The sequence below is a fragment of the Gluconobacter thailandicus F149-1 = NBRC 100600 genome, assembly GCF_000964465.1.
Lineage (GTDB): Bacteria > Pseudomonadota > Alphaproteobacteria > Acetobacterales > Acetobacteraceae > Gluconobacter > Gluconobacter thailandicus.
In genome coordinates, this window is the sequence record NZ_BANH01000005.1 from 40,426 (window position 1) to 65,954 (window position 25,529).

General features: G+C 59.0%; 28 protein-coding genes. 14 read left to right on the plus strand and 14 right to left on the minus strand.

The annotated features are described in order from the left end of the window. Positions 1 to 100 precede the first annotated feature (100 nt). Positions 101 to 754 carry an energy transducer TonB gene (locus B7444_RS01370; RefSeq protein ID WP_007282843.1) on the plus strand — a complete coding sequence of 218 codons (654 nt, stop codon included), beginning with the start codon at positions 101 to 103 and terminating at the stop codon, positions 752 to 754. Between the two features lie 87 nt (positions 755 to 841). Further along, the gene (locus B7444_RS01375; RefSeq protein ID WP_007282842.1) at positions 842 to 1,051 is read left to right on the plus strand and encodes a hypothetical protein; all 210 of its coding nucleotides are present in this window, start codon (positions 842 to 844) and stop codon (positions 1,049 to 1,051) included. A gap of 62 nt (positions 1,052 to 1,113) precedes the next feature. Here B7444_RS01375 and B7444_RS01380 read toward each other — a convergent pair whose 3' ends face one another. From B7444_RS01380 to B7444_RS01400, 5 genes are read right to left on the minus strand one after another with little or no spacing between them, the layout of a single operon-like run. Beyond that, on the minus strand, positions 1,114 to 1,548 hold the full coding sequence (locus B7444_RS01380) for a SufE family protein (protein WP_007282841.1): 435 nt from the start codon (positions 1,546 to 1,548) through the stop codon (positions 1,114 to 1,116). 13 nt (positions 1,549 to 1,561) lie between these two features. Continuing rightward, positions 1,562 to 2,884 (minus strand): ATP-dependent protease ATPase subunit HslU, encoded by a 1,323-nt coding sequence (gene hslU / locus B7444_RS01385; protein ID WP_007282840.1) that lies wholly within the window; start codon positions 2,882 to 2,884, stop codon positions 1,562 to 1,564. A 1-nt stretch (position 2,885) separates the two neighbouring features. Next, complete coding sequence (gene hslV, locus B7444_RS01390) at positions 2,886 to 3,464, minus strand: ATP-dependent protease subunit HslV (RefSeq protein WP_016738073.1); 579 nt, start codon at positions 3,462 to 3,464, stop codon at positions 2,886 to 2,888. A 55-nt stretch (positions 3,465 to 3,519) separates the two neighbouring features. Continuing rightward, positions 3,520 to 5,436, minus strand: coding sequence for an ATP-binding response regulator (locus B7444_RS01395; protein ID WP_007282838.1), 1,917 nt, complete (start codon positions 5,434 to 5,436; stop codon positions 3,520 to 3,522). Next, a complete protein-coding gene (locus tag B7444_RS01400; RefSeq protein ID WP_007282837.1) occupies positions 5,433 to 7,253 on the minus strand; it encodes an ATP-binding protein in 1,821 nt (606 codons plus the stop codon). Before B7444_RS01400 ends, B7444_RS01395 begins: the two co-directional genes overlap by 4 nt. Positions 7,254 to 7,370: 117 nt before the next feature. Here B7444_RS01400 and B7444_RS01405 point away from each other — a divergent pair, with 117 nt between their 5' ends. Further along, the gene (locus B7444_RS01405) at positions 7,371 to 7,781 is read left to right on the plus strand and encodes a hypothetical protein (protein ID WP_007282836.1); all 411 of its coding nucleotides are present in this window, start codon (positions 7,371 to 7,373) and stop codon (positions 7,779 to 7,781) included. A gap of 6 nt (positions 7,782 to 7,787) precedes the next feature. Here B7444_RS01405 and B7444_RS01410 read toward each other — a convergent pair whose 3' ends face one another. After that, entirely contained in the window at positions 7,788 to 8,264 is a 477-nt protein-coding gene (locus B7444_RS01410) for a zinc-ribbon domain-containing protein (RefSeq protein WP_007282835.1), read from the minus strand. A gap of 122 nt (positions 8,265 to 8,386) precedes the next feature. Between B7444_RS01410 and B7444_RS01415 the strand changes: the two genes are divergently transcribed. From B7444_RS01415 to B7444_RS16290, 8 genes are all read left to right on the plus strand, one after another. After that, positions 8,387 to 9,058: a cell division ATP-binding protein FtsE gene (locus tag B7444_RS01415; RefSeq protein ID WP_007282834.1), complete on the plus strand. Its 672-nt coding sequence runs from the start codon at positions 8,387 to 8,389 to the stop codon at positions 9,056 to 9,058. Next, complete coding sequence (locus B7444_RS01420; protein WP_007282833.1) at positions 9,055 to 9,954, plus strand: cell division protein FtsX; 900 nt, start codon at positions 9,055 to 9,057, stop codon at positions 9,952 to 9,954. Before B7444_RS01415 ends, B7444_RS01420 begins: the two co-directional genes overlap by 4 nt. Beyond that, on the plus strand, positions 9,951 to 10,544 hold the full coding sequence (locus B7444_RS01425) for a YdcF family protein (RefSeq protein WP_007282832.1): 594 nt from the start codon (positions 9,951 to 9,953) through the stop codon (positions 10,542 to 10,544). The genes B7444_RS01420 and B7444_RS01425 overlap by 4 nt, the downstream gene beginning before the upstream one ends. A gap of 44 nt (positions 10,545 to 10,588) precedes the next feature. Beyond that, positions 10,589 to 11,326, plus strand: coding sequence for a lysophospholipid acyltransferase family protein (locus B7444_RS01430; RefSeq protein WP_007282831.1), 738 nt, complete (start codon positions 10,589 to 10,591; stop codon positions 11,324 to 11,326). Positions 11,327 to 11,598: 272 nt separating this feature from the next. Continuing rightward, a complete protein-coding gene (locus B7444_RS01435; RefSeq protein ID WP_231502766.1) occupies positions 11,599 to 12,675 on the plus strand; it encodes a DUF2125 domain-containing protein in 1,077 nt (358 codons plus the stop codon). 211 nt (positions 12,676 to 12,886) lie between these two features. Next, complete coding sequence (locus B7444_RS01440; protein ID WP_007282828.1) at positions 12,887 to 14,311, plus strand: cytochrome ubiquinol oxidase subunit I; 1,425 nt, start codon at positions 12,887 to 12,889, stop codon at positions 14,309 to 14,311. Between the two features lie 6 nt (positions 14,312 to 14,317). Beyond that, on the plus strand, positions 14,318 to 15,343 hold the full coding sequence (gene cydB / locus B7444_RS01445) for a cytochrome d ubiquinol oxidase subunit II (protein WP_007282827.1): 1,026 nt from the start codon (positions 14,318 to 14,320) through the stop codon (positions 15,341 to 15,343). A 19-nt stretch (positions 15,344 to 15,362) separates the two neighbouring features. Beyond that, positions 15,363 to 15,518, plus strand: a complete 156-nt coding sequence (locus B7444_RS16290; protein ID WP_007282826.1) for a hypothetical protein — start codon at positions 15,363 to 15,365, stop codon at positions 15,516 to 15,518. Between the two features lie 53 nt (positions 15,519 to 15,571). On the opposite strand, the gene gloB is transcribed toward B7444_RS16290, so the two are convergent. Next, positions 15,572 to 16,288 (minus strand): hydroxyacylglutathione hydrolase, encoded by a 717-nt coding sequence (gloB, locus tag B7444_RS01450; protein WP_007282825.1) that lies wholly within the window; start codon positions 16,286 to 16,288, stop codon positions 15,572 to 15,574. 41 nt (positions 16,289 to 16,329) lie between these two features. Between gloB and B7444_RS01455 the strand changes: the two genes are divergently transcribed. The 3 genes from B7444_RS01455 (at position 16,330) to B7444_RS01465 (ending at position 18,681) form a co-directional block, all read left to right on the plus strand. Beyond that, entirely contained in the window at positions 16,330 to 17,046 is a 717-nt protein-coding gene (locus B7444_RS01455) for a class I SAM-dependent methyltransferase (RefSeq protein ID WP_224777761.1), read from the plus strand. A gap of 61 nt (positions 17,047 to 17,107) precedes the next feature. After that, complete coding sequence (locus tag B7444_RS01460) at positions 17,108 to 17,785, plus strand: phosphatidylserine decarboxylase (protein WP_007282823.1); 678 nt, start codon at positions 17,108 to 17,110, stop codon at positions 17,783 to 17,785. Positions 17,786 to 17,799: 14 nt separating this feature from the next. After that, positions 17,800 to 18,681: a CDP-alcohol phosphatidyltransferase family protein gene (locus B7444_RS01465; protein ID WP_007282822.1), complete on the plus strand. Its 882-nt coding sequence runs from the start codon at positions 17,800 to 17,802 to the stop codon at positions 18,679 to 18,681. Positions 18,682 to 18,762: 81 nt separating this feature from the next. Here the strand turns inward: B7444_RS01465 and B7444_RS01470 are convergent, their stop codons facing one another. The 7 genes from B7444_RS01470 to B7444_RS01500 form a co-directional block, all read right to left on the minus strand. Next, positions 18,763 to 19,698 (minus strand): ROK family protein, encoded by a 936-nt coding sequence (locus B7444_RS01470; protein WP_007282821.1) that lies wholly within the window; start codon positions 19,696 to 19,698, stop codon positions 18,763 to 18,765. Between the two features lie 173 nt (positions 19,699 to 19,871). Beyond that, positions 19,872 to 20,357, minus strand: a complete 486-nt coding sequence (locus tag B7444_RS01475) for an NADH-quinone oxidoreductase subunit B family protein (RefSeq protein ID WP_016738078.1) — start codon at positions 20,355 to 20,357, stop codon at positions 19,872 to 19,874. Continuing rightward, positions 20,354 to 21,793 carry an NADH-quinone oxidoreductase subunit D-related protein gene (locus B7444_RS01480; protein ID WP_016738079.1) on the minus strand — a complete coding sequence of 480 codons (1,440 nt, stop codon included), beginning with the start codon at positions 21,791 to 21,793 and terminating at the stop codon, positions 20,354 to 20,356. The genes B7444_RS01475 and B7444_RS01480 overlap by 4 nt, the downstream gene beginning before the upstream one ends. After that, positions 21,790 to 22,881, minus strand: coding sequence for a hypothetical protein (locus tag B7444_RS01485; protein WP_007282818.1), 1,092 nt, complete (start codon positions 22,879 to 22,881; stop codon positions 21,790 to 21,792). Before B7444_RS01485 ends, B7444_RS01480 begins: the two co-directional genes overlap by 4 nt. After that, positions 22,881 to 23,402, minus strand: a complete 522-nt coding sequence (locus B7444_RS01490) for a hypothetical protein (protein WP_007282817.1) — start codon at positions 23,400 to 23,402, stop codon at positions 22,881 to 22,883. The genes B7444_RS01485 and B7444_RS01490 overlap by 1 nt, the downstream gene beginning before the upstream one ends. Further along, entirely contained in the window at positions 23,399 to 24,259 is an 861-nt protein-coding gene (locus tag B7444_RS01495; RefSeq protein WP_007282816.1) for a hypothetical protein, read from the minus strand. Before B7444_RS01495 ends, B7444_RS01490 begins: the two co-directional genes overlap by 4 nt. Next, complete coding sequence (locus B7444_RS01500; protein WP_007282815.1) at positions 24,256 to 25,512, minus strand: hypothetical protein; 1,257 nt, start codon at positions 25,510 to 25,512, stop codon at positions 24,256 to 24,258. Before B7444_RS01500 ends, B7444_RS01495 begins: the two co-directional genes overlap by 4 nt. Positions 25,513 to 25,529 lie beyond the last annotated feature (17 nt).

Below are 25,529 nucleotides of genomic sequence, written 5' to 3' on the forward strand. Positions count from 1 at the left end.
GGGCACCTGCGGGTGCCCTTTTTTGTTGAAACGGCTTTACAGGACTCATCGGCAACATAAAGTTACTTTTAAAGTCCACCCGAAGCCTTCTGGAGCCCGCATGATCCGCCGGATATTTCCCCTTCTGCTCGGTAGCCTGATGTTCACCGGCACCGCCTGTGCCGAAGACGATCCGCCAGCCCTCACCGTCATGCAGGATCCACATCACACGGTGTCAGCCATCTACCCTCCGGCCGAACAGGAAAATCGCCAGAGCGGGACTGCAACGGTCCATTGCGCCATTACCCCCGCAGGCGCCGCAAAGGATTGCCAGATTCTTTTTGCGACTGCGCCCGATTTTGCTCTGGCAGCCCAGGAGGCCGCGCTAGGGTCGCGGTTCCTTCCTCAATATGCCGGAACAAAGCCGCAGGAAGCCTTTTGGGACCATACATATACATTCAAGACTGATCCCAACCTGACCCATCCCATACTGGACAGGGCACACTCGCTCCCTCCGCGTTATCCGGAATTTGCCAATGATCAGGGCGTGTCAGGTGACGTCACAGTAAACTGCGATATCGACCCTATCGGGGTTGCCCATAACTGTATGGCGTCAGGCAACAGCCCTGATCTTCTGAAGACAGCAACCCTCGCCTATTTCAGCCTGGCAAGATATTTCCCCGCCATGGACAATGGGAGACCTGTCGCAGGTCATTACCGCGGACATGCCAACTGGGATATCGTCCATCCGGAAGACCAGCAGGGCTTCCGCTAAACTCTGGATTACTGAGCAGAAACGCAATAATTTGTATTTCCGAAACTCATCCCTTCAGGATGGGCCATTTCAGATGGATGCTTAATCATGATGATCCGTAACCTCGCCTTTGCCGCACTCGCAGTTATCGCTTTTGGCGGCCAGCTTGCTCACGCCAAGTCCCAGCCCTGCCGCGATGCCAAAGGCAAGTTTACCAAGTGCGAAGCTCCGAAGAAGCCCAAGCCCTGCCGAGACGCGAAGGGCAAGTTCACCAAGTGTGAAACCCCTGCCCCTCAGGCTGCTCAGCCCGCCAACTGAGCATAAAAAAAGCCCCTGCCAGCAGAAATTGGCAGGGGCTTTTTCATATTCCGGCGGAAAAATCAGGCCGCAGCGCGCTTGAGAATAGCCTGCGCCATGGCCTCGACCCCATTCCCACGATTGGTGGACAGAGCCTTGACCAGGCCCATATCGTGCAGAAAAACCGGGCTCGTCTGAAGAATTTCCTCGCGGGGACGTCCCGAATAAACCCGTAGCAGCAACGCTACGAGCCCCTGCACAATCGCAGCATCCGAAGCCCCGGCAAAAAAGAGCCGGCCATCACGGTCCTCAGCTTCAAGCCAGACCTGGCTCTGACACCCTGGAACACGATGGGCATCATCCTGCCATTCCGTCGGGAGAACAGGCAGCTTGCGTCCCATCTCGATGATGTACTGATACCGCTCCATCCAGTCGTCAAACATCGCCAGTTCGGCTTCGATTTCCTCAATGGCGGCGGCGGCAGTTTCCTCTTGCGGCGCAAGAAAGGCATCACTCACAAATCAGTCTCCGTTACAGGATAAAGCGGCTCAGATCACCCTTGCGGGCAAGTGGCGCCACCCTGTCACGAACATCCTCTGCCGTCACCCTCACGGTCTCGCCTTTGCGCTCGGAAGCCGCAAAAGACACGTCCTCCAGCAATTTCTCAAGAACGGTTGCCAGACGACGCGCACCAATATTCTCGACACGCTCGTTAATGTCCGCAGCGAGCTCCGCCAAGGCATCCACAGCGTCATCAGAAAATTCGAGCGTCACACCTTCCGTCCCCAGAAGACTGACATACTGCTTGAGAAGCGAGTGTTCCGGCTCCAGCAGAATGCGCTTCAGATCGTCCCGGTTCAGTCCCGACAGTTCCACGCGGATGGGAAGACGCCCCTGCAACTCCGGCAGCAGATCCGAAGGCTTGGCGATATGGAACGCACCGGAGGCGATGAAGAGGATATGATCCGTCTTCACAGCCCCGTACTTCGTGCTGACCGTCGTGCCCTCAATCAAAGGCAACAGATCGCGCTGAACCCCCTCGCGAGAGACGTCCCCGCTCCGTGTTCCGTGCTCAGACGTCGCGCAGACCTTGTCGATTTCATCCAGGAACACGATGCCATGGTTCTGGGTATGCGCCACGGCTTCGCGGGTCAGGGACTCATCATCCAGCAGCTTGTCAGCTTCCTCACGGATCAACTGCTCACGTGCCGCTGACACCTTCAGCTTCTTGCGTGAAGGCATGCGGTTCATGAAGCCTTTCATCATGTCATTGAAGCTGATGACCTGTCCCGGCTGCATACCCGGAATATCACCACCTTCCTTGGCACCACCGGCCTGTGGATCAGGAGCAATCTGGATTTCAATTTCCTTGTCTTCCAGTGCCCCATCCCGCAGCATCTGACGGAACTTGACCTTTGTATCGGCCGTGGCGCCTTCCCCGACAAGCGCATCAACCAGACGGTTTTCAGCCGCAGCCCGCGCTTTTTCCTGCACATCCTTGCGGCGGCTCTCGCGCAGCATGTTCAGCGAGACTTCGACAAGATCACGGATGATGCTGTCCACATCACGGCCCACGTATCCCACTTCCGTGAACTTGGTGGCTTCGACCTTGAGGAACGGCGACTGTGCCAGCTTCGCCAGACGGCGGGCAATTTCCGTTTTACCGCACCCTGTCGGACCGATCATCAGGATGTTCTTGGGAACAACCTCATCCCGCAGGCCGTCCGGGAGCTGGGACCGGCGCCAACGGTTCCGCATGGCAATCGCTACAGCGCGCTTGGCATCAGACTGACCAACAATAAAACGATCAAGTTCGGAGACGATTTCGCGGGGTGCAAAATTTGGTACGGCCATGTCAGGAAGCCTCCCCGCCGAGTGTTTCAAGCGTCACGGAATAGTTTGTGTAGACGCAGATATCGCCAGCAATCTTCATGGCCCGGCGCGCGATTTCCTCTGCGCTCAGACCTTCAACAGTCATCAAGGCCCGAGCAGCCGACAGGGCGTAGTTACCACCAGAACCAATGGCGACGATGCCATCTTCCGGCTCCAGTACATCGCCATTCCCCGTCAGGGTAAAAGAGCGCTCCGCATCTGCGACGGCCATCATGGCTTCCAGGCGGCGCAGATAGCGGTCCGTGCGCCAGTCCTTCGCCAGTTCGACGCAGGCACGCTCAAGCTGGCCCGGATAACGCTCGAGCTTTGCCTCAAGCCTTTCCAGCAGCGTAAAGGCATCAGCGGTCGCGCCTGCAAAACCCGCAAGGATTTTACCATGCGGACCAATACGCCGAACCTTGCGCGCATTGCCTTTGATAACGGTCGCTCCAAGAGAGACCTGCCCGTCCCCCGCCATGGCAACCTGCCCATCGCGGCGGACACAGAGAATGGTCGTGCCATGCCAGCCGACCGGATCGTGGGGAGTAGTTTGGTAAGACATCACACGAAAAGATGGGGTGCGTCCGCCTGCTGACAAGAGGGACGCGGCGTGCAGGCTAATTCGTCTCAGCCTGCATCAACCGCTGTATGGCAGTTTGCAGGCTTTTATGGGTGAACGGCTTGGAGAGCGGTTCGTCTTCCCCCTGTTCGGGCAATGCATCCGTGTGACCACTGATGAACAGAACCTTCAGACCCGGCACCATCTCCTTCAGCGCTGCCGCACAGGCAGGACCATCATGATCAGGCATCCGCATATCGATCACCGCCAGATCGAATGGACCCTTTTTTTCCACAGCAGCCAACGCATCCGCCAGACACGATACAGCCGTGACGTCATGGCCATCGTGACGCAGAAAACCAGCCGTCACCATCCGAACAGGAGCCTCATCATCAATGACGAGAACCCGCAAATGCATCTGCCTGTTCTCATCTGCCTGGTGCTCAGTCAGCGTATCTTCCCTGACCACCGGAAGAATCAATGTCATGCACGTCCCCTTCCCGAGCGTGCTGTCCACAACGATTTCCCCATAACTCCGGCTCAGAAACCCGTAGACGCTCGACAGACCCAGACCCGTGCCACGCCCGACATCCTTCGTGGTGAAGAACGGATCGAAAATCCGCTTCATCACCTCTGGAGACATCCCCTCGCCTTCATCAATCACATCAATCGCAACAGCCCGCTCCGGACAGCACTCGGGAGGCAGCGTATCGAACTTCTGTCCCACCAGACGTGCTGACACCCTCACGGTCCCGCCATGGGTCATCGCATCCCGGGCATTCACACACAGATTGAGAAGCGCCATCTCGAGTTGATCCTGATCGGACCAGACTGCTGGAAAATCGGGAGAAAGCTCTTCAAGCGACAGCACACAGGTGATGCTTTTCTCCCCGCTCCGACGCTTGAGACTTTGCACAAGGAGGGCCTCAAGCCCCGGCAAGAGTTCCTGCAGCCGAACAGGTGCCAGCCTCGCCTCACGAGGACGCCCAAACTGCAACAGCCTGCGCGTCAGAACGGCTCCTCGCTGCGCAGACTCCATGGCATTTTTCACAAGTGCGCCGGACGTCTCATCCAGTTCCACCATATCTTCGAGCAGTTCCAGAGAACCGGAAATCGCTGCGAGAAGGTTGTTGAAGTCGTGCGCAATCCCGCCAGCTAACGTCCCAAGAGACTGAAGTTTGTCTGCCTGCCGAAGCCTGCTCTCCATCAGGACACGCCGGGTGACATCCCGGTCCATACTGACCTGCCAGCGTTCAGCGGAAGGAACATTTTGCGGCCACGCCAGAGCGAGCCGCGTCAGTTCATGCCAGCGTTGTGTGGTGCCCTCATTTCCGTCGGGTACAGTCTCCGCAATCAGTCGCTCTTCCTGCCCGCTCTGCCGGACCGCTTCGCGCATCTGGCGAACTTCACCCCGCAGAGTCTCAGGAAAATGCGTTAGCTCGTCTCCGGCATTCTCAACGGTTTCATCAAGAATATTGCTCCGAATGCATCGCCCCTGCGCATCGGAAAAAACCAGACCGATCGGCAACGCTTCCATAAGACCGCGCAGCAGGGCCTGCTCCGTCTGTAAGGCGCGCTGGGCCATACAGTGCTGGGTCACTTCCCCCACGAGGGATCGTAGCGCATCTGAATCCCAAGGTTTGTGCACGTAAGCCTGCACCTGCCCGAGATTCAGCGCCGAGACCACCGCATCCAGGTCCGCATATCCCGTTAGAAGAATACTGCGTGCGTCAGAAAACTCCCGCGCCCGCATCAGCAGTTGGTCACCCGTCAGGCCAGGCATCCGCTGATCGGAAATAATGGTCGCGACATCCGGATGCGCACGCAGAAGATCAAGCGCCCTGAACGGATCCGTCGTGGCGAGGATCTCGTACTGGTCCTCCAGCAAATCCTCCAGTGCAACAAGGATTTCCTCCTCATCGTCCACCAGCAGGATCCGGGGACGGCTCGGCCCCTTGGCACTCCACACACTCATACGGGACGACCAGTCGCAACCGGCCCCTCTTCTGTCATTGTCACGGGCAGGCTGAGCCGGAAACAGGCTCCAATTCCTCGGCCATCCGGCAGATTGGCATCCGTGATCTCGATGGTTCCGTCATGGGCCTCCATGACGCTGTAAGCAATCGCCAGCCCCAGTCCGGTGCCGGTTCCAACAGGCTTGGTCGTAAAAAACGGATCAAAGACGCGGTTTCTCAATTCAACGGGCAAACCCGGCCCATCATCGCTGATGGTCATGTCATACCGGCCGTTCTCGAGCCGAGACGTAATGACAATCCGCCCCTCCACAGGGCCTCCTTCCGGAGACATATCCGCCAGCGCATCGGCAGCATTGGATATGATGTTCATAACGACCTGATTCAGGAATGCAGGCTGACAGACCAGATGCGCCGGCGCCTGAAGATCCTTCTCAATAATGATATCTGGCCCCAGCTTGTGCCCCAGTAATGCCAGTGCAGTATCCAGCGCCCCGGGAACGTCGACCGTCTGGAACGAACTTTCATCCAGTCGCGAGAACCGTCTGAGACTCAAGACGAGGTTCTGGATACGCTGAAGTCCGAGCTTCATGGACTCCAGACGCGAAATTCCCTTCTGCATGAGAGGCGCACCCTCTTCAGGGCCACCCATCGTCTGAAGGCGTTTCAGAGTTCGCTCAACCGTATCTGCATGAGCAATCGTAAATGCCAGCGGATTGTTGATCTCATGGGCGATACCCGCCACCAGCTCACCCAGAGACGCCATCTTCGCGGTCTGGACGAGTTTGGACTGTGCCTGAATGAGCTGCTCATTCGTCCGGGCCAGTTCCATGTTGGCCTGCGCCAGTGCCTCAGCCATTTCAGCCTTGGCTCTCGCCGCTTCAAGTGTCAGGGCATTCTGCTGACGTTCAATTTCCTGCTGACGAAATTCATCCTGCGCCATACGTCGCTGGGCGAGTGTTCTGATCCGCATCGCCAGCGCTTCAATGGCGATATCACTGGGCACCAGATCATCAATGCCAGCTTCAAAGAACTCACCGGAAGACTGCCGTCTGAAGCGCGACGCCTCCACAATCCCTAACGTCCGGAACGGGATACCGCCAGCCTCAAGCACCGCCTGCCGACGTGCATCCAGAAGTCTGCAGAATTTCAGATCTTCTTCGCCACTTCCCAGCTCCAGAACCAGACAGTCAGGCCCATCCGCACCACGCAGCCAGCCGCCTTCGATCAGATCATCAGAACGCTCGATGGATGTCACCGTATGGCCATCGCGCCAGAGCAGTTCGCCTAGTGTGGTTTCAGGGGCATCATCGGGAATGTCCTCGTCTTCATCTTCATCCCGAGGGGAATTGACGATAACGATTCTGGCCCGACGCAGGCGGGATGCCTCGTCTACCTGAAGAAGCTCCGGCCCCTCTCGCAGAAGTGCGCGCATTCGCAGCACCAGAAGATCCGGATGAGCAGATTTGGAAATATAGGCGTCTGCGCCGCTTTCCAGGCCTTCGCGCTCAACCCCCGGAGACGCGTCCTCCGTCAGCATCAGAATGGGAATGGTCCGGGTCAATGCATCCAGCCGCAGACGCCGCGCAAGCTGGCCGCCTGTCATGCCCGGCAGCTCTGAACAGACCACCACAAGATCGGGCATCAGGTCTTCGACCATGCCCAGCGCGGCCTCGCCACTCCCCAGACATGTGACGGCAAAACCTTCTTTCAGCAGAACACGCCAGATCCTCTGGGCATGCGTGTCGTCCGGCTCCACGAGAAGAACACGTGCCGTCTCCGTCGCTCCAGACGGATTTCTGAGGTCAGAAGGTAGCATGACGGTGACGGAATGTTTGCATTGACGGCCTCTTGCAGCTAGTCCGAAGCTGATGTTCGTCCGATTTCCAAGGGGCGAAGACTAACTCCCGTTACCGGACCAGTGGAAGCCGTATCTATGGACATTCAGCCCTCCTGCAACATTACGGACCGCCTGCTCAACACCCGTAGCGGGGAAAGTGCCCCTCTTTCAACCGGGGCCCTGATCCGGACTGGCATCTGGTCCGTCTGCTATTTCATGTTCTATTTCGCCCAGCAGGTGGCCGAACTTCTGGCTCCGCTGCTGCTGATCCTGGGTCTGGGCTGGTACATCCTGCCGCATATCGTCAGCGCCATCACGACAAGTGCAGCCAGCGCCGACCCGCAGGCGAAGGACATCATGAATCATGTCGCCGGTACGCTGCCAACGCATCTTCAGATCGGCAGCCACCTGCTGACGCCCGGTTCGCTGATGTTCGACGGCTTTCTGCTCATGGGTCTCGCCGCTATCGGTGCCACGCTGTCCGCACTGGCTGCCCGCAACATGTGAGAAAGGTCAGGGGGAAACAAAATGGCCGACACCTGGCCACAGATGGCTCACTTCCCCCGCTTTCCAGTGCCATACGGCAACGGCACCACACCCGACCATGACAAGGCTGACGCCCCATGCAGCCAACCAGCTTCCCGTGCTTCCAATCATGTGACGAACCGGCGCTTCTGATGCAGCGACCGGTCCAACCGGTGCACGGGAATGCAGGACGGACTGACGACGCTCAATTTCCCTTGCTGCCAGACTGCACACACCTGCTGACTGTTGCTTCAGAGGTCCTGCGCCAGGTTCAGTTCCTTCATCCGGCTCTGCGAGAGAGGCCACAGCATCCTCCACACCATGCCCTTCCTCATCAGGCATGGCGGCTGAAGCCTCCGCATCCCAGCTTTCCCCACAATTTGCGCAGCGCAACCGGCGCGCATGGTCCAAAAGTGCCTGAGGCACTTCAAAAACCGCATGACAGTGGGGACATTCAAGACGCATCACAGTATCCTTCAAAAATCAGGCCACACCGACATCAGCCTGATCTGAACTGGCTTGCCCATATGAAGGGGTTACCGTTAATAAATGGTTAATGTGCCTGCAATACCTCTGAGCGCCCATTCATGATCCGCCTTCGAGATGTGTCTCTGAAACCCGCTGGCGTTGGGCAACCCGTTCTGCACGGCATGACCCTGAGCATTCCACAGGGAGAGTTCCGCTGGCTGCTGGGACCATCGGGGGCAGGCAAATCCAGCCTTCTTCGCCTTCTGACACTCGGAGCACGCCCGGCGTCCGGCCAGATGGACATTCTCGGGACATCCGTAACAGGAGCAAGCCGGGGCGCATTGCGGAATCTGAGAAGACGCATCGGATTTGTGCCGCAGGACTACCGCCTGATTGGTGAATGGACCGTCTTTGACAATGTCGCCCTTCCGTTGCGCTTAAGGGGCCGATCTGAGCGCGAGATCCGGCAGGAGGTTTTCTCCGTTCTGGAGTGGCTGGACGTTGCCGCTTATGCTCATTCCCGCCCCACCATCCTGTCAGGTGGAGAGCAACAGCGCGTTGCGATCGCCCGCGCCCTGATCGGGCGCCCTGACATACTTCTGGCGGATGAACCCACAAACGCTCTTGAAGAGTCTCAGGCCAGACGCCTGCTCTCCACATTCCAGGAACTGATTGATCTCGGTACAACCGTGATCGTCGCAACACATAACGAATCTCTGGTGCGGGAAGCCCCCGCGCAGTCGATCATGCTCCGCGACGGCACCCTTGATCCGCAGGCTGTCGCCCCTTGAGCCGCCGCGTCTCCCCCGGCCTGCGCTCCGGCAGCCTACCGCTTCTTGTTGCTCTCATGACCCTTCTGGCCGGCCTGGCCCTCGCAGGTCTGAGCGGTATTCAATCCCTGGCCGCAGGCTGGTCACAGGCCGCGCGCAGTGCTGCAACCATCGAAATTCCGACGGACATCCCGAATGCGCCTGACCGGACGGACGCCCTTGTCCATGCCCTGAAAGCACTAGACGGGGTAACGAACATCCAGAAACTCTCGACAGACAAGGTTCAGGATCTTCTCGCCCCCTGGCTGGGACAGCCTGTTGGATCTCACAAAGGATTACCCGGACTGTCGTTGCCCCAGGTCCTGATCGTGGCCCACGCCCCCGGAACCGACCTCACCGCAACAGTCCACGACGCACTTCCAGAAGCCATCGTTCAGGAAGACCTTCAATGGGGGCAGAGACTCGAGCGCCTTGGCACCAGTCTCACGGGCTGCGCATGGCTGGCCGTGATTCTGATCGCAGCCATTGTCATCCTTTCCATTGGCATTACGGTGCGCCGTTCTGTAGCGGCTCAGAAACGGGCCGTGGACATCGTTCATTCACTTGGTGCGGCAGACCTCACAATCTCAAGCCACATTGCAGGACGCGCCGCACTCCTCAGCTTTCTCGGAGGTATCGCGGGACTGATTCTTCTCACTCCGCTGACAACTTCCCTCGCAACGACGCTTTCCCCTTTCGCACACCAGTCGGCACTCCCGGCAACCTTTCCAACCACGCTTGATGGATGGTGGACGACCCTGAGCATCCTGCCGTCCTCCCTTTTGAAGGAACTCGGAGCACTTCCCCTCATCGCCGCCTGTCTCGGATGGCTCACGGCCCAGGGCGTGGTCCTCGTCTGGCTGAGACGGCTGCCGTGAGAGCCATTTTTTCCGTTCTGTTGCTGGTCGCTCTTCTGTGGACACTCGGGCTGGCGTGGTTCATCCATGATTCCCGTCAGCCTCCGCATGTTGCGACTGTCTGCGACGGGATTGTGACCCTGACAGGCGGCCAATCACGGATCGAAACCTCCATAACCCTCCTCAACGGAGGCTACGGACAACTCCTGCTCATTTCCGGAGTGGGTCCGCACGTCACCCTTGATCAACTGATGAAGCTGCAGAAACAGTCCCTGTCACAGGATATGGAAGCCAGAATCACACTGGGGCGTCGGGCTGTCAGCACGATCGGAAATGCCTACGAAATCACAACATGGGCCCGGGATCACAAGCTTCACAGTCTGCTTGTCGTAACAGCCGGCTATCATATCCGACGCGCCATCGTGGAACTGCATCGTACAGCTCCGGAACTGGACCTTGTTCCTTACCCTGTCCTGCCGCCCGCTCTTGAGGCACCTTTAACGCGCCAGACGCTTCACCTTCTGGTTCGGGAATATCTCAAACTTCTTGGAGCCGAACTCGGCAACCTTACGGGGCTACCAGACGGAAATGCCGGCCTGACCGCGCACTGACGCCTCTTGTCTAATGCGCCATTTTCTGGTGAGCACACAGCATCATGAGCATATTCCGCGGCCTGCTGTTCAATCTGTACTTTCTGATCCTTACCCTGATCATGGGTCTGGGCGCTCTGCCGATCCGTTTGCTCGGACGGAAGGATCTGGCTCTAAGCTACGCCAAGCTCTGGTCCCGGGCCGTTCTGGTCGGCTTCTCACGCCTCTGCTCCGTCCGCATTGAAATCAGCGGGCAGGACAATATTCCCGCAGGCCCGAGCCTCATCGCATCGCAGCATCAATCCTTCTTCGATGGATTTGTCTGGATGAATCTGGTTCCTCTGCCGACCTACATCATCAAGCACGAACTTACGAAAATTCCGCTGGTTGGCCCCATGCTCGTCCTTGCGGGCATGATCCCGGTCAGGCGCAGCGATGGCTCCAAAGCCCTCCGCACCATGATGAAGGACAGTGCAGACGCCCACGCGGCAAACCGACAGATTGTCATCTTCCCTGAAGGGACAAGAACCCTGCCGGGTGAGCGCCATCCCATTCAGCCCGGCATCATCGCTCTTGCCCGGCAGGCCAATGTGCCGGTCGTCCCGGTCGCAACCAATTCCGGCCTCTTCTGGGACCGCTCTCCCTGGCACAAACAACCGGGAGTCCTGAAGGTCGTCATCGGCAAGCCACTCCCTGCAACACAAGGACGCGGCGCCTTCACTGCAGCGCTGGAAGAAGCGTGGGACGAACTGTGCGCAACTCATGCATTACCGCGCGATCCTGTGGATAACTCTGTGGAGTGAGAAACGCTTCAGCTCATCTTGAGAGTTGATGATATTTCACACTTGGGCACCGCAGGAATTACGCAGAAACCCTTCAGTTTCCAACACCAGTATAAAAAGCCCGTTTTCCTGCGGTTTTCCGGGCTTTTCGACAGGCTTACCTCTGCCTTTTTTCTGTCACACTGATAGAAAGCTCTTTCGCCCGGCAGCAATTTTTCCCTCACTGCCGTTTTGGGGATAAAATAGAGCCGTCAGAAACCAGATTTATATCCGCCCTCACAAAGACAGGCTCAGTGACCTTTTCTCTCAATACTGTCCGTTACCTTAAGACGGGACTTGTGATGGCCGGTATCGTCACAGGCCTCCTGTTTGTGGACACCCTGCTGTGGTGGCGTACAACCCATACGATCGAGACAGGAATCGAAGCCCGTCGCGCAGAACTTCAGGCCGCCGGATGGGCCACGACGGTTGAACAGATCACTCATGGTGGCTGGCCATTCGGCGCATGGGTCACACTGGCCTTCCCACACCTGCGTCATGACCGCTCTATTTCGGCTCCGTTTGAAGCTGGCTGGAGCGGAAAAGCCCTTCGCGTGGGGGGCTCATGGCTGGAACTGATACGAACAGGCTTTCCGGTATTTCTGCCTGGGCCCCACGCAGCACGTTTCATCTCCCAAACCGTCCAAATGACGATTCTGTCTCAGAATCTGCATCTGCGTTTTTCCACAGACCACGAAACAACGTTCAAAGCCCCCTCTGCCCAGATCGCTCTGACAACACCCTCTCTGGATCAGTCAATTTCGGTCACAGAATTCTCCGGACGCCTGTTCACAGCCCCTGACGCCCCTCACGATGCAACACGCCTAGGCCTCGAACTGTCTGCCCGAACACTGCGTTCGCCAGCACTCGATCCACTCAAGCTCGCTTTACGAGACGCCCGGCTCGTAGCAGCCCTGACATCCTCGACCCGAAAAGATGTAACACCCTTCTTTTCACTGGAGGGATATGACCGGCTGCTGCTCCAGACAGCGGCTGTCTCATTCGGCCCAGATCATCATGCCAGTCGCCTGTCCTCCTCTGGAATGCTCGAATTGCCAGCCTTCACCGGCCACCTCACCTTTAGCCTGCTCAACTGGCATGATGCGGCAGAACAGCTTCTGAACACGACGTCCGTCCGAACCTCGCTGGCACCAGATCTGCAGGCCATCCTTGAACGTGTCCTGCACGCAGAGCCTTCGCCCGCGCTACGCAATGACCTGCCGCTAGTCTTTGATGTTCCGGTCATTCAGGGGCAATTCCCATTGTCTCTGGACGCGTTTCTGCAAAATATTTCCACACACAAAATTGACGGATCACATTCGCGAGAGTAGACGCGGGGACATGTCTTGATCTTTGTCAAAATCGTGGCCTTCGCGAAAACTTTCGTTGTGCTGCGGCTTTCAGAGCTCAGGTCCGGGTCATGTGTGCGGTGCGGCGCGCGTGATCTTCGCTCTTTTCCTGACTTCTAAGGCGTGAACGTAGCTGACGGGTCCTTCCGGACTGGTTCTGCGGTCCGTCGTCCAAGCAGAAGGCACAATCGCAATGTTCGGCCTGTCGGCTTTATTTCTCGCGCGATTCCAGTTCGCGTTTACAGTCGGGTTTCACATCGTGTTTCCCGCATTCTCGATCGGGCTCGCTGCCTATCTTGCGGTTCTTGAAGGCCTCTGGCTCAAGACCGGACGCAGCGCCTACCTGGACCTCTTCAAATACTGGCTGAAAATCTTCTCCGTCGTGTTCGCGATGGGTGTGGTGTCTGGCCTGGTCATGTCCTACGAGTTTGGAACCAACTGGTCCCAGTTCTCGCAGAAGGCTGGCCCCATCCTTGGCCCGATGCTGGCCTACGAAGTGATGACGGCCTTCTTCCTTGAAGCCGGCTTCCTCGGCGTCATGATGTTTGGCCTCAACCGCGTAGGCAAAGGGCTGCACTTTGGCGCAACCTGCATGGTCTCGATCGGTACGCTGATCTCCATGACGTGGATTCTCGCCTCCAACTCCTGGATGCAGACGCCTCAGGGCTACATCATCGATGAAGCCACGGGCCGCTTCCTGCCGGGCAACTGGTGGCAGATCATCTTCAACCCGTCCTTCCCGTTCCGCCTCGTGCACATGGGACTGGCAGCCTTCCTGTCCGTCGCGTTCATCGTAGCTGGCGTCGCTGGCTGGCATCTGCTGAAGGCCCGTCGTGAAGGCCGTCAGGCATCCGAACAGGTTCGTCTGATGTTCTCCATGGCAATGTGGATGGCTGCGATCGTTGCTCCGGTTCAGTTCCTGGCGGGTGACACGCAGGGTCTGAACACGCTGGAATACCAGCCTGCCAAGATCGCTGCCATGGAAGGTGACTGGGACTCTGAAGGCCGCGCGCCGGAAATCCTGTTCGGTATTCCGGACATGGAAAACGAGACGACGCACTACAAGGTCCAGATCCCGCTTCTCGGTTCCCTGATCCTGACGCACAGCCTTGATGGCAAGGTGCCGGGCCTGAAGGACTACCCGAAGGATCTGCGCCCGTACTCGCCGCTGCTGTTCTTCTCCTTCCGCATCATGATTGCGCTTGGCTCGCTCATGGTTCTGGTCGGCCTGTGGTCTCTCTTCCTGCGCTGGAAGGGCAGCCTGTACGACAATGCAATGCTGCATCGTGTCGCACTCTGGATGTCTCCGGCTGGCTTCGTCGCTCTGCTCTGCGGCTGGATCACGACCGAGGTGGGCCGTCAGCCCTTCACGGTTTATGGTCTGCTCAAGACGTCTGACAGCGTGTCCCAGATCGCCCTGCCGAGCATGGCAACGTCCATGATTGCATTCGTGATCGTGTACTTCATTGTCTTTGCAGGCGGCATCACGATCCTGCTGCGCAGCTTTGCCCAGGAACCGCATCCGGGTGAAGAAGGTCCGTCCGAGCACGAACCGCAGATGTCTGCCGGGACAACGCAGGTTTCCCATCACCCTCACAATGCTGGTCTGGCGGAGTAAGCGATCATGACCGAAACCGCCGCTTTCTGGCTTCCCGTGGTCTGGGCCGTTCTCGCGGCCTCTGCCATCTTCCTTTACGTCATCCTTGACGGCTTTGACCTCGGCATCGGTGTCCTGTTCCTCAAGGAACGGGATCACGATCACCGCAACGTCATGGTCAACACGGTCGCTCCTGTCTGGGACGGCAATGAAACCTGGATGATCTTTGGCGGCGCCGCCCTCTATGGCGTCTTTCCGGTCGCGTATGGCACCATCCTGCCAGCGCTTTACCTGCCAATCCTGTTCATGCTGCTGGCTCTCATTCTTCGCGGTGTCTCTTTTGAGTTCCGTTTCAAGATGAAGTCCCCCCGGTCCCAGTTCTTCTGGGATGCGTCCTTCTGCGGCGGCTCCATTGTCGCAGCCTTCATGCAGGGCGTTATCCTTGGCACGCTTGTTCAGGGCATCCCCGTCCAGAACAACGTGTTCGTTGGAACGTCGCTAGACTGGGTCACGCCGTTTGCCCTGTTCTGTGGCGCCGCAGTGACCATCGGCTACGCGCTTCTGGGCTCCACATGGCTGATCTGGCGTTGCGAAGGCGAACTGCAGGATACGATGCGTCGCGTCTCTTATGCGCTTGCTGGCCTGATGCTGCTGGCGATCGTCGCCGTCTCCGCATGGACGCCGCAGCTTCACACGACCTACATGCAGCATTGGCTTGAATGGCCGCAGCTTGCTCTGGTCCTGCCGGTTCCGGTTGCTGTCGTTGCTGTCGCTGGTGCGCTCTTCCTGGGCCTGCGTAACCGTAAGTCCCACCTGTTGCCGTTCATCGCGACACTGGGTCTGTTCTTCCTGTGCTTCTCCGGACTGGGGATCAATGTCTGGCCGTATATCGTGCCGCCGACAATCACCATCTGGCAGGCCTCTTCCCCGCCGAGCAGTCAGGCTTTCGTCCTGTTCGGTGCCATGTTCCTGCTGCCGGTCATCCTCGGATACACGATCTATTCCTATTATGTGTTCCGCGGAAAAGTGACGGCAGAGCATCACTACCACTGATTTTCCGGGAGTTCGGACCATGAGAATCGAGTACGGAAAACCCGATCAGAAAACTGGCCCCGTTGCGTGGATGAAACGGGTCGGGTGGTTCGTTCTTTTCTGGGCCAGCGGCGTTCTCGTCGTTGGCGTGGGAGCCGAACTCCTCAAGAAAATCATTTTCGGCGGTCATCACTGACCTACCCCGGAACAAAAAACCCCGCCTTACAAGGGCGGGGTTTTTTGTTGCCTTCAGAAGGTATCTTTCTGAAGGCGCAATTCTGAAAAGCGAGCGACATCTGATGCTCTCAGAAACGGGTTCGTTGCCCGCTCGGTGCCAAGAGAGACTGGCAAAGTCGGGCGCCCTGCTTCCAGAAGCGTTTCGACTTCAGCAGCCCGGGCCTTGAGGGCTGGGTTGTCCGGCTCAACATGCAACGCGAAGGCGATGTTGGAGCGGGTATATTCGTGCCCTGCACAAACCAGCGTATCATCTGGAAGGACATCATAACGATGCAGACTCCGGAACAGCTCCTCTGCCGTCCCTTCGAGCAGACGCCCACATCCCGCGCTGAACAAAACATCCCCGCAGAAAAGCGCGGGCACTTCCGGGACAACATAGGACAGATGCCCCACAGCGTGGCCCGGCGTCAGCAGAACCTCTACGGCCACGTCACCAATAAAAAACGTGTCTCCATCTTCAAGGCCACGATCCAGTCGAGGCAGCCATTCCGGCTTCTGGGATGGGCCGAACACCTTCGCCCCGTAGCGTTCCCGCAAAGCATTCACCCCGCCCGTATGATCCGCGTGATGATGGGTCAGAAGGATCAGATCCAGTCGACCTTCACCCAGAAGGTCGATCACCGGCCCTGCCCCACCAGGGTCCACGACAGCGCGCGACCCATCACCGGCCGTCAGAAGCCAGACATAATTATCTGACAGAACCGGGATAGCTTGAATATCGAGTGACATGACGGTTCCCCTGAACTTCGCTTGCTGATTAGATGCATATCATGCTGACGCGCCTGACACGTTCCCGTTCCGAAGATGCCGCGGCCTTTTACGAAAGCCGGACAGGAGTGCGTACCGCCGCGCTCCTGAACCGGCGACTGCAGGCCATATTGCCAGATCTCCGGGCACGTCGCCTGCTCGGCATAGGCTATCCCGGCCCCTATCTTCCCGCCAATGCGGGCTATGCGGTTTCGGGGCGCCTCCAGCATCCACAGACCCAGCGACCTTTTCCTCAGACACTTCAGGATTGCCTCGTTGATAGTGGGCGCCTGCCTTTCGATGACCTGTCGATGGACACGGTCCTGGCCGTCCATGGGCTCGAATTTACCCGCTCGGCTCCGGATTTTCTGCGTGCCATCTGGAAAGTCATGACCGATGACGGGCAACTGATCCTTATTGTCCCGAACCGCTCCGGCTACTGGGCCCATACGGACGCAACGCCCTTCGGTCACGGTACCCCTTTCAGTACGGCGCAACTCACCCGTCTGCTGGAACAGGGGCTGTTCTGCATTGAGCAGCACACAGGCGCTCTCATGGCACCCCCTGCGCTTCTTTCCAGAATTTCGGGCACCCTTCCCGAGCGCGTGGGAAAAATAACGCATTATCCCTGTGCGGGCGTGCATATCGTCGTCGCGCGCAAGAATGTCTATGCCGGACTACCACTTATGGAAGAAAAGGCCCGTACAGCCGTTCCCAGACAGCTTGCGGAACCTGCCTGAAAAACGCCTTCTTTGTGGCGAATTCTTGACCCTAGCTTTCTGTGCCGTAAGAGTGCGTCCCATGTCGTTGATCCAGTCCTTCAAGCTCGTCCTGTCGCCGCCGCATCGCGCCGCGACTCCCTTCCTCGCCGCCGGCGCCCTCGTCGGGCTCATCGGTCGGGCGACGCCGTGGCGCTTTACGCGTCTTCTCGGCAAGGCAGGCATCGCGTTCTCCGCGTTCTGCCTGTACTTCTTCCGTGACCCGAAGCGCACACCGCCGCCGGGTGCAAACCTGGTTCTGGCTTCAGCCGATGGCCGTGTTACAGGCGTGTCTCTGGTTTCGCCACCACCGGCTCTGGAAATGGGCACCACACCAGTCTGGCGCGTCTCGACGTTCCTGTCCGTCCTGGATGTCCACATCAACCGGATGCCAGTCGCCGGGCAGGTCACGAAGATTGCCTATCATGCAGGCAAGTTCCTGAATGCCAGCCTCGACAAGGCGTCCGAACATAACGAGCGCAACGAAATCCGCCTGACGCTTCCGGACGGCCGCAATATCGGCGTCGTGCAGATCGCAGGCCTGATTGCCCGCCGTATTCTCTGCTTCGTGGAAGAAGGCGATCATCTGGAAGCTGGCGAGCGTTTCGGCCTGATCCGCTTTGGCTCTCGCACTGACGTATATCTGCCGCCTGGTGTTGAGCCGATCGTTGTTGAAGGGCAGACCATGATCGGGGGCGAAACCGTCCTGGCGAAACTCTGAGCCAGACCGCGCCCATGACCATTCCCGAGACGGCTGAACTCAACCGTCCAGCCCGACGCCGTCGTATTCGCCGCAGACTGCGCCGTATGGGACGTACTCCCCGCACCCGCGTGCGGGGACCGTCTTTCAACCGGCTGATCCCCAACATCCTGACCATGCTTGGCCTCTGCGCTGGCCTGAGCGGGATGCGCTTTGCACTGGAACACCAGTTCGCCCACGCGGCAGTCGCTCTTCTCATCGCGGCCTGTATCGACGGGCTTGACGGACGGATTGCACGCCTCCTGCGCGGAACCACACGGTTTGGCGCAGAATTCGACAGTCTGTCTGACTTCGTGTGCTTTGGCGTTGCGCCGTCTTTTGTGCTGCTGATGTGGTGCCTTGAAGATGCCGGACGTTATGCCTTCGTGCCGTGCATCATGTTCACAGTCTGCATGGCGCTGCGTCTGGCGCGCTTTAATGCGAGCCTCGATGACGATGACAAGCCGGACTATTCCGCGAACTTCTTCACAGGTGTTCCCGCTCCGGCAGGAGCAGGCATCGTGCTCTTTCCAGTCTTTCTGGGACTGGAAGCGGACCGTATGCATGCCGATGGTCTTGCTGCCCTCGCCCGTGAGCCGATTGTTTCCGCCATCTGCCTTATCCTGACAGCACTTCTGCTGGTTTCCACATTACCAGTCTGGTCCTTCAAGAACTTCAAGGTTCCAGCCCGCTACGTGCTTCCGCTGATGCTGGGAACCGGCCTTTACGCCGCTGTTCTCGTTGCTGACCCGTGGGGAGCCCTTGCTGCGGCTGGTCTGTTCTATGTCGCCATTCTGCCGTTTTCCCGCCGGTCCTATCACCGGTTAAGAAAAGCAGCCGAGGACATGTCCGAGACGGTTGAAGAAGAAACCGCCTGAAACAGAAAAAGCCGCCGGAGACCCCGGCGGCTTTTTTTTAATCTATAAGGCCGAAGACACTCTCCGGCCTTCAAAACACTCTTATTCCGTTACATCCCAGAGCCATGCCGCGCCGCGAACGCCAGAGCTGTCACCGTGCAGGTTCTTCACGATCGGCGTCGTGCAGACAGGCGTAATGACGTGCTTGCTCAACAGGGGCGGAACGCGATCATAGAGCGACGCAAGGTTCGAAATGCCGCCCCCCACAACAATAACGTCCGGGTCAAGAAAGTTGATCGCCAGCGAACATGCACGAGCAAAGCGTTCCATGTAACGATTAAGCGCTGCAATCGCAGCCTGATCCCCGTTCGCAGCCGCATCTTCAATGCCCGCAGTGTTCCGGTTGCCGTCGCCTTTCCAGTCCGCAGCAAGCGCTGGACCCGACAGATAGCGCTCCATGCACCCTTTGTTGCCACAGAAGCACGGGCGCGGCTCGCCATCTTCCGGCAGAGGCCAGGGAAGCGGAAGGTGACCCCACTCACCTGCAATGTGATGCCGCCCCTCAATGACCCGACCATTGTTCACAATGCCCGCACCCATGCCAGTTCCGACAATGATACCGAACACTGTCTGAGCACCCTTCGCAGCCCCGTCTGCCGCTTCTGAAAGTGCAAAGCAGTTTGCATCATTCTCGGTGCGGACCGGGCGGGCCAGAGCGGATTCCAGATCCATGCCGAAAGGCTGGTCATTCAGCCACGTGGCATTGGCATTCTTGATCAGACCCGTTTCCGGAGAAATGGACCCGGGAATACCGATCCCCAGCGTGGACGTACTCTGACCGGCAGACACGCGGTGACTTGGAACAGCCCCCAGACGATGGTCCACGCTCGTTACGAGATCACGGATTGCAAGAATAGCTTCCGGATAGACACCCGGATTAGGAATGCGCTCACGCAGGACAAGCTCGCCCTGGCGATTGAGAACTGCGATCTCGATCTTCGTTCCACCGAGATCGATACCAAGGCGATAATCAGCCATTTCATGCCCTGTACTGTTTTGATGGCTCCCGACACGGGTAGCCAGACACGGATTAACGCACTGTATGCGCCAGTCTGCTTGAACGGGAAAGCCTCTGCGGGCAAGTCGTCCCATCACAAAAAAACAATGTTTCTGTTTTTAGCGACATGACCGGACACAAAAGCCGGACGTTTTCAGCGTCCAGCCAACCGCTGCATACCTGAAAGAATATCCTGCGCAGACGGCGGACAGCCGGGAATGGTCTTGCGAACCTGCGTCAGGGCCTTGAGGCCTCCAAGCGTGGCGTATCCAGCCCCGAACAGGCCACCATCGATCGCACAGGCCCCAACGGCGACCAGGCTTTTCCCCGGCGGCATGGCTTTCCAGACGCGATCAAGCATCTGCACGCAGGCGCGACTCATGGCACCCGTCACCAGCAACCAGTCCGCATCCGCCGGATCGGCCACACGTCTGAAACCATATCGCTCAAGGGCAAACGCCGAGCCGCACAGGCTCTCGACTTCCATGGCACACCCTTCGCAGCCACCAGTCTCAAGCACATACAGGCTGATCATCCCGGTTCGGGCGGGTGCATCATTTTCCGGAGAGACCCTCCAGCGCGAGGCATCAATGAACGCATGCAGCACACTCAGCGGGCCGGTCTTCTGAAACACGCTCACATCGCCACTCCTGATGGGGACAGGGCCAGAGAGCGCAGAGCGGCAGGCAGTCGCTCTGGCGTTTCACCTTGCAGCACAGCAGGCAGAACCGACAATAACGACACCGAGGGATCACGAGCCTGAACGGCATCAATCTTCCCATTCCTGAGGCGCACCCAGTACCAGATATCTCCGCGGGCTCCCTCCGCAACGCCGATGCCTTCCTGCGTGGCCTCAGGCGCAGGCTCGTCATCATCCATACCGATGCTGCCGAGAATACGCTGGATCAGAGCCAGGGAGTCGCGGATCTCGGTCAGGCGCAATGCATCTCTCGCCGCGCCATCACCTTCACTTGATCCTGTCGAGCGCAGGGCATCCAGTCGCATTCCGGCTTCCCTCCGACGCACGTCCAGACTGCGCCCCGAGGCTCTGCCCACCAGCCCACCAACCGCAAACTCCCGCGCCTGCGCCGGAGACAGAACAGCAAGGCCCTTCAGTCGCGGGGCAAAAACGGATTGCAGCTCCCGCAACTGGGCCATGCGTGGCTGCATCGCACTCACAACCGCCTGCGCCAGCGGAACGATCTCCAGACCCACGCGAAAACCATCACATCGCACCAGATCTGTCAGTCGCCGGGAAATGCCCTGTTCAGCACAGGCGGAAGCAATCGCCTCACGTGCATGCTCGCAATGTGTGGCCAAAAGCCCTGCATCCACAGATCTGGCTGTGCGGGCCATGTCAAACAGGTGAACAGACATCCGCTCGATTTCCAGCAGGATCATCCAGCAGTCCCGCACGCCCGGACCCGGCTGCAAACCGCGGGCCTGAGCCACAGCCCGGCAGAACGCAAGCGGATGCGCCACAAACCCTCCGGCGGTCATCCGGGACACCAGAGGCAGGGATTCCTCAGGTGTCAGACCGATCATCCGGTGCAGTACACCGCGATGCGCCAACCCGGCATTCACGGAGACCCCCTGAACTTTTCCGCGGACAACATCAAAAGACAGTTCCAGCGGCCCCGTCAGACCCGACTTTTCGGCAGGGAGAACTGTACGCCCGGCAACAGGACGAGCCGCCTGCCCACCCGGTCCAGGGCGGGAAGATAACGGCCATGTTGCCTCCCACACCCCTTCATCCAGTGCAGGCTGACCATCCCCGGAGGCGCTCATCGCCTCGACGCCCCACAGATCATAGGCCACCCGCTCGCCCCATTCCGCAGCCGGGAAGCGCGATGACGGCGCAAGATAACGGCGCTCCTCCATTGTGGTGCTGGCTATGAGTGGACAATCACCTTCAAGCAGCAGAACATAAACGCGGTGTTCATCCGCCCAGCAGGACAGAAGCGACAATGTCGCCCCCGGCGCTGCCAGCATGGCTTCCCACTGTTCCGCGTCCAGAGAATAATGAGACAGCGCGACGCGCTCACCACCCCGGATAATCCTTCCCATCTCGCTCATGGATGCCACCCCGGTGTTGGATGCCAGGCCAGCAGCAGAGGCCCGCACAGCCCGACCACGAGAAGAGCAGCCTCAACCACCGGGACCATACCGGCTTTCAATGCCAGACCAGACGGCATCAACCCCGCAAAACGAACGTGCCTTAATCCCGGCAACAGGCACACAATCATCAGCGCAAGAAGGAGCGGCTCGAGAGAGCGTCCAATCGCGAGAAGCGCACAGAAAACCGGCCAAGGCGCCATCCCATCGGCGACACTCCGGTAATGGTCAGCATTTCCTTCCCGTTCCAGCACAGCCAGACCAAGCGACGTAATGAGCAGAAGGACAATTGCACTGCCTTCCCCAACCGCTGCGGCAATCGCTCCAAGAGCCGCCAGAACTGGCAGGAACTGCCCTCGCCCTTTCGACTGCACTGCCATCTTCATGATGAGCGTCCCGAAGCCCGCAACCAGAACCAGCAAATGCACAAGCGCATGATTATCAAGCCGCAGCATCAGAAGGATCGCGGCAAAGCGCAGACCCGTATCCAGCAGAGCAGCCTCCGGCTCCGGAACGGGCGACGGGCCCAGTCCAGCCATCATGCAAAGTCCAACTGTCAGCAGAACAGGCCCAAGCGGAGACTGCTCCATGGAAAGCAACGACGCCCCCAGAACACCCAGAATTACCCCCCCAAGCCGGGACCTGGCCATGTCCCAGACAATCGCCGCTTTCTGTGCCCCGCGGCCTTCCCGCCACGCCAGCAGAACAGTCCCCGCCCCACACAGTACCGTCACGGCGAAAGCAGAATGGACATTCAGCGCCATGAGCGCACAGCCTGTCACCAGAAAGGGCAGGATGCGGCCAGTTCTATCCCTTGCGGGAGGCAGCAGCAGCGGCATGACGGCTACGGCACAGGAGCAGGCAGCTGCCAGCGCATCGGCCCCTGGCATCAACCAGACAGCAATCGGCGTCATGATCGCCCCTGCAATGGCAAATGTCAGGCTACTGGCTGGCTGACGGTTTGCGGGCGTGAGCATGAGGAGGAAGGCCGCCAGAAGCGGCCAGACCGTGACGGCAAACAATGTCCCGACCGGAGCAAGCGGATGCATCAGTTTTCCTCCACGCGGCGCCAGGCCAGACGCGGCAGTAACGTCACGCCCAGCGCACCCAGCACGCCCCAAAGCGCAACAGCCGCTGCAAACAACGGCCAGGATTGCAGGATACACGCCATGACGATCAGACCGTCAGCCGCCACCAGAAGGCCCGTAAACTGCACAAGAGACGGCCCGAACGCCGCGCCACAAAGCCCGATCAGAACAACACCGGCCCCGAGAACGGGCGCGAGCCCCAGACTTGCGCCGGACAGGCCCAGCGCCAGCAACAGCAGAAGAGCACCAACCACAGGCAATACAGCGCCCCGATCTGGCGCATGGGGCGCAAAACGTCGCAGCCAGATCCAGGCACCGATATTCAGCCCGACCAACGTAACCGACGTCAGCAACGCCAGCAGGCCACCACACACAGTCGCTCCGGCAAACGCACAGACCAAACCATAAAACGGTAATCCCCGCCCATCCCGGCCCAGACCCGCCAGTGCCAGAAGGAGCAGAACGCCAAACCCGACAATCATGTCGCGAACCTCCCGGCCAGCGCCAGAAGAAGCGCCACGCCCGCAAACAGTGCCGTCAGCCGTTCGCTGCGCTCCTGTGCGGTCAGTCTCAATGTCACAAGCACCATCACCACGAGCAGGATACGCGCCAGAAGCGCCGCCAGCCCCACGAACCATCCGGAAAGGCCCGCCTCCGGCAACCCGACGGAGATGGGCAAAGCCAGATCAGCCAGCAGGAAAATCCAGACAAAATTCAGAACCTGAGCGACCTGCCGCGCCATATCCCGAGCCGCCCGATCTTTCATGCCTTCCAGACGCTGAAGCGTATCGCCTTCACGAAGTGGCGGGCACGAAATGGCCAAAGCCAGAACGCAGGCCCCCAAGGCGCCTTCCAGTCCCGGTACCGGCTCAATGTGCAACATTGCACAAAGCCCTCCCAGACCATCCGCGCCCGGAGCGGCCAGAGCAATCAGGGCTTCCGTCAGACACAGCACCAGAACCGCGGGAAGAACACGCCGCCCTTCATCCCGTAAGGAGGGACGCCCCAGCATCAGCCTGCCCACGAGAAGCAGTATGCCAACAAGCAGCGGATTGGCCAGCGAGATCAGGGCGCCTCCCGTTGTTACAGCAGGCAGAACAGCAAGGCTCAACAGGGAAACAGCCAGAACAAGAGCCATCCCAGGAGCCAAAGGCTGGCGGAACGCAGCGCGCCAGAAAAGTCCTGCACTCCGCACATGACGGACAGGCCCAGACACAGCTTCACCGTTGATCCAGCGCGGCAGGTCTTCCAGAAGCCACGCGACCACAGGCGTCAAAAGCAGTAGCAGAACACACTGGAAAAGCGTCTGGGCGACAGCAAGGAGGACAGCCATCATCATGATGTCAGCCCCAGAACGGCCAGTACCAGAGCCAGCAGCACAAGCCACAGGCCAACGGCCATCCGCCGTGTATCCGGCATTTTCCCGACTTTCAGGGACATCATGGCACGAGCACGTCCCCGTCCACCAACGATCAGACGGCGGAGAACCCAGGGCAAAGCGGCTGGCTCTTCAAACAGGCCAGTTTCGCCCTGCGCAGTCTGAATCCGCCCGGAAAACAGATCTGCAAAGGCTTTTTCCAACCCACGCTCCACCCGCCATGATTTGACCAGCCACAGCCAGATCGCTCCGAGAAGCAGCACAATGGCCGGCAATCTGAGATGCGCGCCATCTCCGCCACCCAGAGACCAGAAGGGCCAGACCCATTCTCCCCCCACATGATGAAGAACCGGGCTGAACACCCCGAACACGATCAGAGGCAGCAGTATGGTCGCCAGAGCAATGGCACCAACTGCTCCAGCAGGTCCAGCAGGTCCAACAGGCAACACACCCGCTTCGGGTCTGCGCCCAACGGTCAGAACATCCACAAGCGAAATCAGGCCGATCAGAAGTGCAACAAACACCCCGATCACGCTCCAGCCCTGCACACCCGCAGCCAAACCAAGCGCGGCATGAATTCCAAGCCACAGCACGATAAATCCCGGCAACGGCGGAAAAGGCAGCCTGAGAATAGCGAGCGCTGGAAGAAGACGAAGTGCTGGGACGTACAGAACCAGAAGGGTGAGATCCAGCAACAACGCTTCCAGAGCAATCCGGGCGCCCGTCGTCAGACCTTCATCCTGTGCTGCAATCATGAGCGTTGCCAGAATGGCGGGACGAAGCAGCCCAAGATCTCCCGGCTTCTCTCCCCACAATGCACAACGTCCCAAAACAAGAAGGATCATCGCACCGAGGCCAGCCATGCAGAAAATTGGGTTGATGGCCCCTGCATGCCAGAGAACAGCAACGGCAAGAAGGGATGAAAGAGCCGGAAAGAGTGCCCCATCGCGCGAACTGAGCGCAGGCCAGTAAAGAACCGGAAAAAGCGCCAGAAGGGCCACGGTACTGTCAGGGATCAGCACGGAGCAGAGAAGCGCCGGTAACGCCCACCAGAGCGGACAGGCCCTGCGTTCCTGCGTCATCCAGACACCAAGTGCTACGGCAATAGCTGGAGCCGACGTCGCGAGGATCGCAACGAGCGCCGCCGGAAGAACAATCCGGCCCTGCCCGGTCACACTGTCCCGATCCGCTTTCAGAACGGCAGGAACAGTCAATACTGCGAGGCACAGAG